Origin of the sequence: Butyricimonas muris (assembly GCF_046365375.1) — a bacterium.
Lineage (GTDB): Bacteria > Bacteroidota > Bacteroidia > Bacteroidales > Marinifilaceae > Butyricimonas > Butyricimonas muris.
This window is the reverse complement of record NZ_JBKEIT010000014.1, coordinates 77,445-91,541: the sequence shown is the minus strand read 5'-3', so window position 1 is coordinate 91,541 and position 14,097 is coordinate 77,445. Positions and strand designations below refer to the sequence as shown.

Genomic DNA, 14,097 nt, shown 5'->3' with positions numbered 1-14,097 from the left:
TCTACATTCTTAATTTCTATTACCGTCTTTCAAGCTCTCTTTAACTCTTTGTAGCTTCCCATGAATTGATCTTCAGCGCTTTTCGGGCGGGGTAGATCGCTGACACGATGCCCGTGATAACCACGAGTATAACGATTTCCATGAAGGCTTTAGGAAATAAGAACGGGTAGACGACCGAACTGAACCCGAATCGTTCGTAATTCGCGTTGAGCATGAACCCGAGATCTATGCCATGTTGCCCCGTGTACCCGATTACCCAGAGTGCCAGCAGGATACCGGCGGCACTCCCCACGACGGTGAGGCATAGTGTCTCGAACATCACCATTTTGAATATGTTTCGTTTGTTCATCCCGATGCAGGCGAGTACACCCAGTTCTTTCGTCCGTTCCAGTACAGCCATGAGCATCGTGTTCACGATACCGAACGAGAGGGCTATCAAGAATATCGACAGAATAATCACGTTGATCAGGTCTGTCCATGCGTACATCAGCCCGAGGGCGGGTTGGAGTTTGTTCCATCCTTGCACGTCCATGTCCTGGAGTGCGGCAGTCACGGCTTCCGTGACCTTTTTCCCCTCGTCAACACTGGCGGCGAGTATCGCGACCTCGTGGGCGGCGCCTTCCGGCAGACCGGTGTAGGGGAGGATGTCGCTTTTCCTGACAAAGATCGTGGACTCGTCGAACATGCTGTTATTTGTTTTGAATATTCCGCCCACGCGGAACGCCATGCTTTGCATATCACCGTTCACGTCTTGAATGGAAAGTACTACTTTTGACCGCAAGCGCGCTTTCAGTTTCTTGGCTACCCGTTGGCTGATGACGACAGGTAATTTGCCGCTTTCCAGAAATGTCCCCAGCGAATCGGGGATATACTGGTGGAGCGTTGTGGTTGCTTTTTCTTCCGCCGGGTCGATAGCGTGCACGAAAGCCCCCACGGTATTCGAGGCGGAGGCAAGCACCCCGTACAGTTTCAAGCGATACGTGACGCTTTCCAATCCCGTCACGGAATCTATTATCGGTTTCACCCTATCCCGCATGAAGTATGAGTTGATGTCGTAATTGTAGCTAAATTCCGGCGTGTGTATCTGCGTGTGCGATAGTTGATTGCATATTTCTGTCTCGATTGTTGCCCGTCCCCAACCCGTGACGAATGCTATGGTGAAGGTTCCCGCGAACAACCCAATAGCTATTGCGCTAAGGATAAGTATACTGCGGAATTTATTGCGCCAGATGTTTTTCCATGACAGGCGCACGAGCATTAAAGTTATTTTCATGGGCGTATGGCTTTATTGACTTTTAAACGGAGTATTTTACTGATGGGGTAAATGCTTGTTAGGCACGTGATAAACAAGATCACTAAGGCTTGGTTCACGTAAATATACGTGCTTGTCGCCGTGGGTATCACGGGCTCCATGCCGTAACCGAGGGCGATTTCCGCCAGTTCTCCCGTGAGCTGTATCGGGTAATAGCTGAAATAATACGTGATAGGAATGCTCACCGCGATAGCCAGACATGCACCCAGCAGCGTCATGAAAAACAGTTCAAGGCATACCACGTTTGACAGGATTTGCCGTTTCATTCCCAGTGCCACGACCACCCCGAACTCGTGCCGGCGTTCGTTCGTCATCATGATCACCGTCCCGAGGATGCCGAAGCCCACGATCACGTATAGGATAAACATGATGATTTTCGAGAATACTTTGTTTGCTCTCGACTGTGTCAGCAGGCTCTCCATTGATTCCTGCCAGCGCATCACGTCGTACGGTGCGCCCGCCACCCGCTCCTGCACGGCGGCAAAGGCTTCCTCTTGGTTCTCGTCCTCGTCAATGGATATGAGCATCCCGCTGTACCCGTCCGGCATATTGATGTACGCATGGGCGGCGGGCAATGTCATGTAGAGGAATCCTTTGTCCATTTCCGGGATGATGATCGACACGATCCCACGTACCGGGAACAACCCGATAGCGTTCGTCCCGTGGTATCCCTGTCCCATGAGGGCTACCGTGTCGCCGACTTCCACTTGCAGGTATTCGCTCAACCCCTTGCCGAGCAGTATCCCGTCGTCGTCTTGCCGGAGGTATTTCCCTCGTGTCACTCGTTGTGACAACGACGATTTGAGTTCTTCCTGCGCGGGATCGATGCCCACGATACCGACGCCTTTCGTGGTTTTGTCCGAGGAAATCATGGCGAACGTTTCTACCCGGGGCGATACGTTCGTGATGTGGGGGAGGGTGCGGAGTTGTTCGATCATGGCGGCATCCATGGTCATGTAATTGTCGATACTCTTCTCTTCCCAGTATCCCTGCCGGTGAATTTCGATGTGTCCGACTTGCGTGCGCAACAAGTTATCCATTAACTTGTTCCAGCTGCCATCGGACAAGGATATTGTCAAAATGCTGAATAACACGGCAGAAAACACGGATGCCACCGTGATTCCCGTTCTGCGGGAATTACGCCATATATTTCGCCAAGCGAGTTTTATCATGTTACCGGAGTTTTTTCATGTTTTGTTGGGAAAAGAAACTATCACTCATGGGCTTGTCGAACTCGTTCTTGTGTACGGTCAGAACGGTCTTCTGGTTCGGCTTGTCAGCCGGGATGACTTCCAGTCGGGTGGGAATTTTCCGTCCCTGTATTTCTTTGATGTCATGACCGTTGTACGTGTTGATCAGCACGCCGTCCTCGTCGTAAAATTCGGATTTGACCTCGATAAAGTCTTTCTTGGTAATCCACACCACGATTTTGCCCCACACCACGGCGGCGTCTTCCTTGGGAACCAGCGTCAGTTTGTAGCACTCGTGTCCTCTCACTTCTTCCGTTCCGTTCAGTTCGTGCGTGTAGTCTTCTATCTTGGACGAGTGTTTCGTCATATCGTCGTTCGTGAAATCGCTTCCCATCCACGATTGTCCCATAACGGACGAGGACATTTTTACCATCCGGTCGATGCTCGGCATCCAGTTCCACAAGTCTTTTTCTCTTTTCAAGAACGCTTGTCCTTTGTCCTTCGCTGGTGAGGTGATGAGGATGAGTGAATATTTCTCTCCTTTCGTCCAGTTTTTTATACCGACTTCCCTTGTCCACGTCGGGCGTACGATTGTCATGGTGACTTCCGAGTAAAGAGTTTCTCCTTGTTTGTTACTCGTCACTTTCTCCATGATTTCCTTCGCGGTGAGTTCTTGTGCGTGCAGGCTTCCGCCGAATAGCAACACGCAACAGGTAATGATTAATCTTCTAGTCATCTTGCTGTTATTAGTTTAGTTATATTTCGTCTTTCTCGTCTATAACGAACGAGGTCTTAAAATAGGGTACTTCATTTACATTAATTTTTAAAGTCTTATTTACGACAGGAAAAATTAGAAAACGGGTGACAAGATTTAATTGAAAATTGAAAATGGAAAGTTGAAAATGGAAAAGACTATCTTCTCCGTCTCGTGGACCTCAACGCAATTTATGGCGCGTGTAGTATGACGCGGTAAGCGTTTGGAATAAAATGAGTCCCAGAATGACCAGTCCCAATCCCACGAGATAGGCCGTCGTGTAGTTCGAGGCTTTGGCGATATACCCGCCGAGGAATACACCCGCGCCTAAACCGATATCCCAGCACGTGAGGTAAGTCGAGTTCGCGGTGCCTCGCTGATTATGCCTCGCGAGGTTGATAAACATGGCTTGGAATGCCGGACAGACGAAACCGTACGACATTCCGATCAAGAATGCCGACAGGTAAAAGAAGTGTATCGTTTTAAGGAATATAAAGCACGAGAATCCCGTGATCATGAACAAGATGCCCAGCAGAATCGTTCGCGTCAAGTGTCCCCGGTTCATCTGGCCGGCGGACAGTAACCGGGAAGTGATAAGCCCGAATGCCATTAGCATAAAGAAAAACCCGGTACCCGATTTAATGTGTACCTCTTGTTCGCCGTAGATAGCGACGTAGGTAGACATGATGCCGTAGATGAAAGACAGGAGAGCGATGTTTATTCCCGCGGGAATGCCTTTCAGAAGGAAGAAACGGTCTAGCGAGATCGGTTCCCCCGCGGACGTGATTTTCTCCGGGGCCTTGATGAGGGAAACACAGATTAGCCCGAAAGTTCCGGTCAACAGGGAACACAGGAATATATAGTCGTAATTCCCGTAATTGTCATGCAGGAAAAGGGATAGGGTGGGACTCAGTGCCATCGCGATATTCGTGGACAGCCCGTAGTACCCGATCCCCACGTTACGCCGGGATGAAGGCATCACGTCGATCGCCATGGTCGAGTTCGACACCGTGACCATGCCGAACGAGAACCCGTGGACGGCACGCAATATAGCGAAAAGCAGGAGTGTCCCCGCGACGATGTACCCGGCGAAGAAGCCCACGAAGACGAAATAACAGGTGACGAGCAACGGTTTCCGGGAGAAGTAATCCACGAGGAAGCCGGAAAACGGACGAGTGAGTAGTGCTGTCAACGTGTAGGAAGCGAGAATCGTACCGATTAATGCGCTGTCTGCGTTAAATTTTTCTATCAAATAGAAAGGAAGTACAGGCAGTAGCAGGTAGAACGCGAAAAAAATCGAGAAATTCCCGAGGAACGCTAAAATGAAATTGGAAGTCCATAGCTTCTCCCGTGTTTGTGTCGTGTACATACTTGCTGTTTTATTTTGTCCTTGGGTCCTGTGGTGGGCGGAGGGCATTGTTCGGGGGACAAAGATAATGTATTTTGGCGAAAAAGAACTTTAATCTAGTGATGGAAGCAGGGGAATTAATTTTAGATTTAACAATTGTAGATTGCTTCCCACCTACCAACGCTTCTTTCATTTTTTATATCTTTTCCCCGTGTATCCCTAGGGATATTCTAAGGTATCTCTGGTTGTAATTTACTAATTATTTTATTGTTATTCTACTATTACTCTATTAAAATAGTATAATAATAAAATAACAATAGAATGACAATAGAATAACAAGGCATGTATCCACTGTGAATCAATAGGATATATATGGGGAAAACCTATTGTATGCGAACTTTTTTATAGTCGCCTTCGGCGAATGTAACCTGCAACTTTTCAAGTCGCCGAAGGCGACTTGAAAATCTACTTTTTGTACCCGATAGGTTGGGTGTAGATCACGAAGTTGTTCTTGGGTAAACCGATCACTTTCGCTAGAGCCTCTCTGTTGACGGAACCGATTGTCACGGTTGCCATGTCCTTGGCGGCACAAACGAGGTACACGTTTTGAGCCATGTACCCGGTGTGGTGGTTGGAGTACAGTAGCTTTTGCTCCGGATCGGAGATACGTCCCTCTTTGTCGTGGTTGGCTACATAGATGAAACACACGGGAGCTACCGTCATGAAAGGTTGCGGGCCGCATTCTTTCCGGTAGTCGCCTTTCTTCACGAGTTCCAGTTCGTGTTTTTCGGCGTTGTAGCGGTAGATGCCGTCGGCTGTCGCCACGTAGAGTACCATTTCCTGCCAGTTCGTGGCGGTCGGAACGGTACGTTTGCCGATCTCCGGGCGGTTAAGGCCGTTCGCTGCCCACACGAGGTCGGAAAGGTCTTGCAGGGATAGTTTTTTCGTGTCAAAATCACGGGATGTTTGCCGTTCGTTCAGGCATTCGGCGAGTGATTTTCCCCCGGTTTTCTGCGGTGCGGGTAACTTGATGTTTTGAGCATTCATGGCGCTTCCCATGAATGTAAGCACGAGCATTGTAATAATTGTTTTCATTAGTTTACTACGTTAGTTGGTGTACCGTTAAAGAAATTCAGGATGTTATCGACAGCTTCCTGCCCGGTGGCTATACGCGTGTCGATAGTGCCTGTTGCGTTGTGTGGGGCGAGGATCACGTTATCCAGTCCGTAGAGCATTTCCGTCACGTGTGGTTCGTCTTCGAAAACGTCGAGGGCTGCCCCGGCTATCGTTTTGTTTTGTAAGCAGGTTGCCAGTTCTTTTTCGTTAATGACGGCTCCGCGGGCGGTGTTCACGAGGATAGCGGTCGGCTTCATCAGTTCTATTTCCCGCTTGCCGATCATGTGGCGGGTTTCGTCCGTCAACGGGGTATGGATAGAAACGAAATCCGATCTTTTCAGCAGGGTGTCAAGATCGACTCTCTCGTATCCTTCTACCGTGCTCCGGCGGTTGTAATAAATCACGTTCATGTGGAACGCTTCTGCCAGTCGTGCCACGGTCTTGCCGATATTTCCCATGCCGATGATCCCGAGGGTGCGTCCTTCCAGCGTGAAGCCTAGGTTTTTCATCACGCCCCACATGCTCTCTTTCTCTACCCGTATGCGGCGGTCGCATTCCGTGATACGGCGGGCGGCGCTCAGCATGAGCCCCATTGCCATTTCTGCGGTCGGGAAACAAACGGCTTTCGGGGTATTGCATACCGCTATTCCTTTCGAGCGGGCAAATTTAATGTCGATGTTGTTGTAGCCCACGCCGAAATTACTGATCAGTTTCAGTTTTTTGCCCGCCTCGATAACGCTGTTGTCAATAGGGCGGGTGAATATCCCGAGAATGACATCGTGATCGGGTACCAGTTTGATTAATTCTTCGGTGGTGAAATACTCGCCGTCGGGCATAGTTACGGTATGCTCTTTTCCAAGTTTCGCGAATGACTCGCGGGGAATGTTGTAAGTAACAAGAACTTTCATATTTTTGATTTTAAATTTTAGATTTTAAATTTTAAATTGAAGGATTTATAATTTTAGATTTTAGATTAAACTCCTCCGTCCGCTTTGCGTCCAAGTGAGCCCGGAAGCCGGTCTCGAACCGGCTCACGCTCGGCAATCAGGAAGCAAGCTTCCCTATTGCCCTCGCTTACTCGCCGGTTTCCTCTATAAACAGAGGAGGAGCTGGAATATTCTTCGGGAATTTTTTCATTTTCAACTTTCAATTTTCAATTTCCCATTGTTCAGGCTCATCCTCGCGTCAGCAGGTGCGTCCAATCCGATGAATCGCGAAGCGAGGTATTTGTAGTACCCGGTGACGGCGACCATGCCGGCGTTGTCGAGCGAGAAGCCGAGGCGGGGGATAAATACGTCCCAGCCTGCGCGGGTTCCCTCGTCGTACACGGCTTTTTGCAACCCGGAGTTCGCCGACACACCGCCACCGATGGCGATTTGTTTTATTCCGGTTTGTTTGGCGGCCTTTTTAAGTTTGGCCATGAGTATATCGACGATCGTTTTCTGTAAAGAGGCACAAAGGTCGTTCAGGTTATGCCGGATGAAGTCCGGATCGTTTTTGAGTTCGTCTCGGATGAAGTACAGGAACGAGGTTTTCAACCCGCTGAAGCTGTAATCCAGTCCCGGGATATTGGGTTTGTTGAACGTGAAACGGTCCGGGTTCCCTTCTTTCGCCAGACGGTCGATCACGGGTCCCCCGGGATAGGACAATCCCATGACTTTGGCGCATTTGTCGTAGGCTTCGCCGGCGGCGTCGTCGATTGTTTGCCCGATGACTTCCATGTCCAGATAGTTGCGAACCACGATGATCTGGGAATTACCGCCCGACACGAGTAGCGTCAGGAACGGGAATTTCGGGTGACGGGCTTCCACTCCCGGTTCTTTGATGAAGTTGGCGAGGATGTGTGCCTGCAAGTGGTTGACCTCGATCATGGGAATTTGTTTCGCGATAGCGAATCCCTTGGCGAAGGAAGTTCCCACAAGGAGAGAGCCCAGCAGTCCCGGTCCGCGGGTGAAAGCGACGGCATTGATTTCGTCGGCATTGACGCCTGCGACTTTCAAGGCCTGCGCCACGACCGGGATAATGTTTTGTTGATGCGCTCTCGATGCCAGTTCGGGAACGACACCCCCGTAAGCCTCGTGTACTTTTTGACTGGCAATGACATTAGAGAGTACCACCCCGTCTTTTAGTATCGCGGCCGAGGTATCGTCGCAAGATGATTCAATTCCTAGAATAACAACGCCCATGGTATATTTTAGATTTAATGATTTTAGATTTTAGATTGTCAGCCGCACGGGCTTTGGGGTTTATAAAGTTTATAAGGTTTATAAAGTTCATAAAGTAAATGGACCCCTGCGGGGCGCTTTGTCCACGGTAGCGTAAGCTACCGTTAAACACAGTCCGAAGGACTCCCGTAACTTTATAAACCTTATAAACTTTATGAACTTTATAAACTCTTTCCATTTTCAATTGAATTTATTCCTGCAATATTACTAAATTTGCAAGCAAACTAAATGGTGAAAGTATAAAAAAAATAATCTCCATATTGTCCCGGTGTGTAATGGTGCTTGTGCTTTTGGCATTTGCGGCCTATTTTGCCTTGATGACTCCGTACGTTCAGACGAAGTTGGTGGATTATTTTACCCGTATTTTGGAGGATCGGACGGGAACGACGATCACGATCGGGAGGGTGGAATTTCGCCCGATAGAATCATTGATACTGAGTGATGTGTTCGTGAAAGACTGCCGTCAGGATACGCTGATGTTTTGCGAGCGGCTCGTGATGCGGGTGGATTCGGTGAGTTTCGTGAAACGGAAATTCACGATCACGGAGGCGACTTTCGACAATGCCGTGTTTAACTTGTGGATTGAGCGCAAGAAAGACGGGGGGGAGAGCGTCACGAACGTTGAGGAGTTAATCAATTCCCTTTCCGCCTCGATGACGGACACGGTGCCCGCCTCTCCTTTGGGGTGGAAAGTGAACCTGACCCGAATATCGTTGTTCAACAGTCGTTTCCGGTATATAGAGAACGATTATGAACCCGTGGACTACGGGATTAACTGGACGGATGTCGATTGCCGGGATTTAAACGTGATGATTTCCGGAATCAGGTTCTCGAAGGAGGGACGTTACGAGGCCACGGTTACTGGGTTGAGTTTCAGGGAGAAATCCGGATTCGAGGTGATTAACATGGGGGGAAGGGTTGTCGCCACGAATAATAACCTGTTGGTCACGAATACCTTGATTCAGACCGAACGGAGTGAGGCTCATCTGGATACGTTGGAGTATAATTGGGTTCCGGATCAGGAGTACTGGCGTAATTTTACCACGAAGATGCAACAACGATACGTGTTCACCTCTTCAAGGGTACATTTCGATGATATAGCTTATTTTAACGGCAAGTTGCTGGGAATGAATAATGTGTTGTACGGGAGCGGCGTGGTTTTCAACACGATAAGTAATTTGCAGGGCGAGAATCTGGAAGTGTATCTGGGAGAGAAAAGTGTGTTCCACGGTTCATTTGTTTCCAAGGGGTTGCCCCGTTTTTTTGATACGGACTTCACTATCGAATTTACCGATACGCGGATTTCGCCGCCCGAACTGGAAGCTATTTATATGCCGTGGCTGGAAAGCCGTTACGTGAAGATACCGGAAATGCTGCACAAGTATGATTATTTCACTTTTGATGGTACTTTCAAGGGGAAGATCGAGGATTTTGTCGTGGACGCGAAAAGCGTTACCCCGGGAATGGAAGGTTCTCTCGTGTTCAACTATGTTTTGGATAGCGTGGGAGATTATCGTTACGGGGGACGGGCTAACCTGTTCCGGGTGAATTTCGGTTTTCTGACGGGGCAGTCTTTCTTGAAGAACGGTTCGCTGTTTGCGAACTTTAACGGGGTACTGGGTGACTCCACCTCTCGTTTCGGGATGTCGAGTGCGTTAGGGTACCTCGACGTGTACGACGGTCGGCTACGGGGGGTACGCCTCTCGGTGGGGACGGAAAACGATCGCCTGTATTTGCTGTCGTCCGTGAAGAACGATAGTTTGCAAGCTGATTTCGAATTGAATTATGTCATGGGGGATTCTCTTCAAATCGCGGACGCGCGGGGGTACGTGAATGTCCGGCAATGGGATTCATGGGGACCGTCCGTTTGCGGGGAAAAGGAATCGTTTGAATTTGATTTCTCGGGGAACCTGAAAATGCAAGAGGACAACAATTGGTTCGAGGCAATCATACCTCGTTTGAAATACGAGAACACGAGGGGGGTGTTCACGACGGATTCGGTGAGATTGACGAATACCGTGCTGGGAGAATACAGTTACTCGAACCTGCAATCGGAAGTGGGAGATGTCACCATGGAGGGATTTTTCCATTCGCTGGAATTGTCGGATTTGTGGAATAGTTTTGTCATGACCTATTTGCCCGCTTACCGCTACGCGGTGGATAAACCATTGCCGGAAGGAACCAATCTGATTGCCGAAGTGCGGTTGAAGAATGTCAATCCTTTGCTGCGGGTCGCTTACCCGCGATTGAAACTTTCGAGCGGTGTCAATTTATCGTGTGAATACAATTATGCCGACCGGCGGACGAATCTGTTACTGGAAGCGGATACGATCTCTTTCGGGGATCTGAAGACGCGGGACGCGAGGGTGAAAGTAGCGGGCAACGGTACCAACTTGATCTGTACCTGTGCTGCCGACGAGTTGAAATACTTGAATTTCGGGAAACTGTATAACGTGCGCAACACGATGAACGTGTACACGAACAATGTCACGAACCGTCTGACGTGGAGTAACTGGGAGAAAGAGACGTATTGCGGCTCGCTGGTCGCCAATCTCCGGTTGTTGAATTACAGGGGCAGGCACATGACACAGGTGCTTATCCAGCCCAGCACGATCGTGATGGCGGATAGCGTGTGGCAGGTGGGACGTTCCATGATATTGAAAGAGGGAGATGATATTTTCGTGAATAATTTCAAGATCAGCCGGGGAGAGCAAAGTTTTTCCCTGCGGGGACGGGTGAGCGGGAACAAGCGGGATACCCTCTCCATGGCGTTCCATAATTTCAATCTGGCGGAGTTCAATAATATTCTTTTTGACAATAAAGTGAAGCTTTTCGGGTTGGTAAACGGGAAAGCCACGATACAGGACGCGTACAACGACCGTCTTATTTACGCGAATATGGAGATCGACCGCTGGGGGCTTAACCGGGATACTTTGGGGACGTTGAACCTGATGTCCCAGTGGGATGCGGCGAACAGTGCCTTGCAGGTCAGCGTGATCAACCAGATGAAGAACGATGAGGCGCCGTTCAGCGTGTTCGGTTATTATAAACCGTCCACGGACAGCCTGAACATGAATCTCGTGCTTTCGGGAATAGACGTGAATTACCTGACCCGTTATTTCCCGGATATGTTGAAAAGCGGGGAGGGTACATTGTCCGGCGAGTTGGAAATGAAAGGGACGAGCCGGACGGCGGCGATCAACGGTTTTCTGGCCATGGACTCGGTGGCTTTGACCTTGAGTATGCTGAACACGCCGTTTATGATTCATGACCGTATTCCAGTGAAAGATAATCGGATCGTGCTTGATGATTTCAAAATATACGATGCCAAGGGGCGGGCGTCCGTCTGTTCCGGGTTCTACGATTTGCAACAGAACAAGTATGATGTAAACTTGAAGTTTAATAATTTCCGCGTGTTGAACACGAAGCAATCCCAAGGCGAGACGTTTTACGGGCAGTTGTATATCACGGGACAAACCCGGATGAATAATCTGTCGGGTAATTCCGCACTGTCTGTCAATTTGAAGCCGGAACCCCATTCCGTGCTGTATATACCCTTGACTTCCGCCTTGACGGAGGAGGACGGCAGTATCCTGCGGTTTATAAATAACCGTCAACCCGGCGAACAGTCCGCGATGCTCGAGGAACGGTCTTCCCTGATATCCGATTTCGACTTGAACGCGAATATCGAGGTGAACGACAATCTGGAGGTGCAGATCATATTCGACCCCACGATCGGGGATATACTGAAAACCGTGGGAAGCGGTAATCTGCGTTTTACCTTGGGTAAGGACAACGAGTTGGACCTGTTCGGGGAGTACAAGATCGCGAAAGGAGATTATCTTTTCACGTTGAGTAACTTGATAAACAAGAAGTTCGTGTTGACTCCCGGCGGAAGTATCAAATGGAACGGTTCGCCTTACGACGCCACGATTGACGTGAATGCGATTTATAACCTGCGTACTTCTCTGAGTGATTTGTTGGCGGGGACGAACACGACAATGGACAAGAACACGAAAGTTCCCGTGGAATGCGTGTTGAAGCTGGGGGACAATCTGATGAACCCGAACGTGCAATTCGGGATTAATTTTCCCTCCCTCGACGTGCAGATGCGGAGTTTGATGCAGAGTCTTTTCTCCAGTCAGGACGAGGTAAACAAACAAATGTTCTCGCTTTTGTTGTTGAACAAGTTCTACACGCCCGATTATTTGGATAAGGATGCGGAGCAGGAGGAGCGCAACACGGGCTACCAGATGGGGGTAACGACAGCGAGCGAGTTGCTGTCGAATCAAGTGTCCCGTTGGTTGTCGCAGATCAGCAATAATCTGGATATCGGTTTCTCGTACCGCCCGGGTGACCAAGTAACGACGAACGAGTTCGAGTTGGCATTGTCTACCCAGATATGGAACAACCGCGTGACCATTTCTGCTAACGGCAACATGGTAGAAGGGTCGAAAACGAACTCGAATACCTCTATCACGGGTGACTTTGACGTGGACGTGAAGTTGAACCAGCAGGGAACGTTGAAGCTGAAGGCTTATTCCCACACGAACGAAAAGATCACGTATAACGCCACGGAAACCGTGCAGGGTGTCGGTGTTTCCTATCAGGAAGCCTTTGATACCTTCCGGGAACTCTTCCGCAAGTACACGGCTATTTTTAAACGAAAAAAGAAGTCTTCGCAATCATCTGATAATAAGTAGTAATTGTAATTTTCAACTTTCAATTTTCAATTTTCAATTGTTTGTCATTGTTTTTTTGGTTTTTTTTCGTGAAATTGGGCTCGTTACGTGAAAACGTCGAACCTAACTAAAATGATATTATGAAAAAAATGACCGAACAAGAGTACATGGAGCGTGAGGCGAAATATGGCGCCCACAATTATCACCCGCTACCCGTGGTGTTGGAAAAAGGAGAAGGAATCTACGTGTGGGATGTCAACGGGAAACGTTATTTTGATTTCCTTTCGGCTTATTCTGCCGTGAACCAAGGACACAGCCACCCGAAGATCGTCGAGGCTATGACCGAGCAGGCGAAAACGCTGGCGCTGACTTCCCGTGCCTTTTACAACAACGTGTTGGGAGAGTGGGAAGAATACATCACCAAGTATTTCGGGTACGACAAGGTGCTGCCGATGAATAGCGGTGCAGAGGCGGACGAGACAGCTCTGAAACTTTGTCGTCGTTGGGGATATGACGTGAAAGGTATTCCTGCCGATCAGGCAAAGATTATCGTGTGCGAGAACAATTTCCACGGTCGTACGATTACTATCGTGACGCTCTCTAACGATCCCTCTTCGTATGCCGGATTCGGACCGTTTACACCCGGATTCGTGCGTATTCCTTACGATGACATTCCCGCGTTGGAAGAGGCTTTAAAAGACCCGAACGTGGCGGGATTCCTGTTGGAGCCTATTCAGGGAGAAGCCGGGGTTTACGTGCCGCACGAGGGCTATTTGAAGAAAGCTTATGATTTGTGTAAGGCACACAACGTGTTGTTTATGGCCGATGAGGTGCAGACCGGTATTGCCCGCACGGGTAAGATGCTGGCGTGCGATCACGAGGGGGTACGTCCCGACGTGTTGATCCTCGGTAAAGCTATTTCCGGCGGTTTGATGCCCGTTTCCTGCGTGTTGGCGGACGACGAGATCATGATGACGATCAAACCGGGAGAACACGGTTCCACTTATGGCGGTAACCCGATCGCTTGTCGGGTATCCATGGCCGCGTTGCAAGTGATTAAAGACGAGAAACTTGCCGAGAATGCCGAGAGATTGGGTAAGATATTCCGTGAACGCGTGGGACAGATCAAATCGGATATGATCGGACTCGTGCGCGGTAAAGGTTTGTTGAACGCCGTCGTGGTTACCCCGAAGAATGGCAAGACCGCTTGGGATGTTTGTTTGAAACTCCGTGACAACGGCTTGTTGGCAAAACCGACACACGATCATATCATCCGTTTCGCCCCGCCTCTGGTTATCAACGAGGAACAGTTGTTGGAAGCAATCGGAGTTATCGAGAAGACGTTGAAGGAATTTGAGTAGTTTGCGATAAACTGAATATTAGAGGGGAGGTAGCTAACAAGTTTATTTGATAGCTACCTCTTTTTTTATTCCGGTATATTTTCTTGTCGGAATCTAAAATAAATCGGTG

Annotated in this window: 9 protein-coding genes; 2 read left to right on the top strand and 7 right to left on the bottom strand. The window is 49.1% G+C overall.

From position 1 onward, the window contains the following. Positions 1-40: 40 nt before the first annotated feature. From ACK8P8_RS19945 to tsaD, 7 genes are all read right to left on the bottom strand, one after another. Complete coding sequence (locus tag ACK8P8_RS19945) at positions 41-1,273, bottom strand: ABC transporter permease (protein ID WP_410026165.1); 1,233 nt, start codon at positions 1,271-1,273, stop codon at positions 41-43. Then, on the bottom strand, positions 1,270-2,484 hold the full coding sequence (locus ACK8P8_RS19940; RefSeq protein WP_099291943.1) for an ABC transporter permease: 1,215 nt from the start codon (positions 2,482-2,484) through the stop codon (positions 1,270-1,272). Before ACK8P8_RS19940 ends, ACK8P8_RS19945 begins: the two co-directional genes overlap by 4 nt. A gap of 1 nt (position 2,485) precedes the next feature. Further along, a complete protein-coding gene (locus ACK8P8_RS19935; RefSeq protein WP_099291944.1) occupies positions 2,486-3,238 on the bottom strand; it encodes an outer membrane lipoprotein-sorting protein in 753 nt (250 codons plus the stop codon). Between the two features lie 199 nt (positions 3,239-3,437). Further along, complete coding sequence (locus tag ACK8P8_RS19930; RefSeq protein ID WP_186978542.1) at positions 3,438-4,625, bottom strand: MFS transporter; 1,188 nt, start codon at positions 4,623-4,625, stop codon at positions 3,438-3,440. Between the two features lie 444 nt (positions 4,626-5,069). Then, a complete protein-coding gene (locus ACK8P8_RS19925) occupies positions 5,070-5,699 on the bottom strand; it encodes a SagB/ThcOx family dehydrogenase (protein WP_369860886.1) in 630 nt (209 codons plus the stop codon). Then, complete coding sequence (locus tag ACK8P8_RS19920) at positions 5,699-6,628, bottom strand: NAD(P)-dependent oxidoreductase (RefSeq protein WP_186978544.1); 930 nt, start codon at positions 6,626-6,628, stop codon at positions 5,699-5,701. The genes ACK8P8_RS19925 and ACK8P8_RS19920 overlap by 1 nt, the downstream gene beginning before the upstream one ends. Positions 6,629-6,859: 231 nt before the next feature. Further along, positions 6,860-7,906 carry a tRNA (adenosine(37)-N6)-threonylcarbamoyltransferase complex transferase subunit TsaD gene (gene tsaD, locus ACK8P8_RS19915; RefSeq protein WP_369860888.1) on the bottom strand — a complete coding sequence of 349 codons (1,047 nt, stop codon included), beginning with the start codon at positions 7,904-7,906 and terminating at the stop codon, positions 6,860-6,862. A 299-nt stretch (positions 7,907-8,205) separates the two neighbouring features. Between tsaD and ACK8P8_RS19910 the strand changes: the two genes are divergently transcribed. Both ACK8P8_RS19910 and rocD read left to right on the top strand, forming a co-directional pair. Continuing rightward, on the top strand, positions 8,206-12,648 hold the full coding sequence (locus ACK8P8_RS19910; RefSeq protein ID WP_369860889.1) for a translocation/assembly module TamB domain-containing protein: 4,443 nt from the start codon (positions 8,206-8,208) through the stop codon (positions 12,646-12,648). A gap of 128 nt (positions 12,649-12,776) precedes the next feature. Further along, complete coding sequence (rocD, locus tag ACK8P8_RS19905; RefSeq protein WP_369860972.1) at positions 12,777-13,988, top strand: ornithine--oxo-acid transaminase; 1,212 nt, start codon at positions 12,777-12,779, stop codon at positions 13,986-13,988. The last annotated feature ends 109 nt before the right edge of the window (positions 13,989-14,097 follow it).

Coding starts and splice junctions, on each gene's coding strand:
- ACK8P8_RS19945 (WP_410026165.1), bottom strand. CDS start 1,273: ATGAAAATAACTTTAATGCTCGTGCGCCTGTCATGGAAAAACATCTGG.
- ACK8P8_RS19940 (WP_099291943.1), bottom strand. CDS start 2,484: ATGATAAAACTCGCTTGGCGAAATATATGGCGTAATTCCCGCAGAACG.
- ACK8P8_RS19935 (WP_099291944.1), bottom strand. CDS start 3,238: ATGACTAGAAGATTAATCATTACCTGTTGCGTGTTGCTATTCGGCGGA.
- ACK8P8_RS19930 (WP_186978542.1), bottom strand. CDS start 4,625: ATGTACACGACACAAACACGGGAGAAGCTATGGACTTCCAATTTCATT.
- ACK8P8_RS19925 (WP_369860886.1), bottom strand. CDS start 5,699: ATGAAAACAATTATTACAATGCTCGTGCTTACATTCATGGGAAGCGCC.
- ACK8P8_RS19920 (WP_186978544.1), bottom strand. CDS start 6,628: ATGAAAGTTCTTGTTACTTACAACATTCCCCGCGAGTCATTCGCGAAA.
- tsaD (WP_369860888.1), bottom strand. CDS start 7,906: ATGGGCGTTGTTATTCTAGGAATTGAATCATCTTGCGACGATACCTCG.
- rocD (WP_369860972.1), top strand. CDS start 12,777: ATGACCGAACAAGAGTACATGGAGCGTGAGGCGAAATATGGCGCCCAC.